The following is a 580-nucleotide window of genomic DNA, read 5'->3' on the forward strand; positions in this document are numbered from 1 at the left end:
AACTTGGGGATTTTGATAAAGACAGCCAAAGATATGTCTCAAGCCACCCCTATGTGACGGGTCCGCGTTTTTCTTCTGTCAATGCGCAGAGCTGGAGCGCCCATCAAGATGAAGCATTAGCCTTTCGGGTGTTGGCTGCACGCTACAGGCAAACAGAAAAGATGGTTGATTTAGGCACCTTTGATCTTGTGGATTGTTCTGATTTGCAAGTGCGTGCAGCTGTCGAATTGCCTTCAAGCGATTGCTCTGTCATCTTTGAAATTGAACGCAACAACGGCACGATTTACCAACTGCTACCCTTTCAATTGCTAAGCCTTAGCGAATATATCAGTGAAAAGGTCAAGCTTCGCGCCATTCTTAAAGGCACAGAGAAGCTTTCACCGGTGTTATTTGCCCCGGTTCAGTTGATTGCAGGAAAGATTCATAAAACAGCAACTTATATCACGCGGGCTTTTGCCTTTGGGGAAAAGGCAAGGTTAACGAGCTATATCAAAAGCTTTTTGCCAGGTGGTTCTTGCTTAACCCTCGAGATGCAGCTGGATGATGGCGCCTTTACTCCTTTAAAACTCGATGAGACAGA

1 pseudogene is annotated in these 580 nt (G+C 45.9%); it reads left to right on the plus strand.

From position 1 onward, the window contains the following. A pseudogene (locus ACFIO5_RS13125) lies at positions 1 to 580 on the plus strand (DUF4815 domain-containing protein); the annotation flags it as partial.

The sequence above is a fragment of the Bartonella sp. AA86SXKL genome (assembly GCF_042196885.1).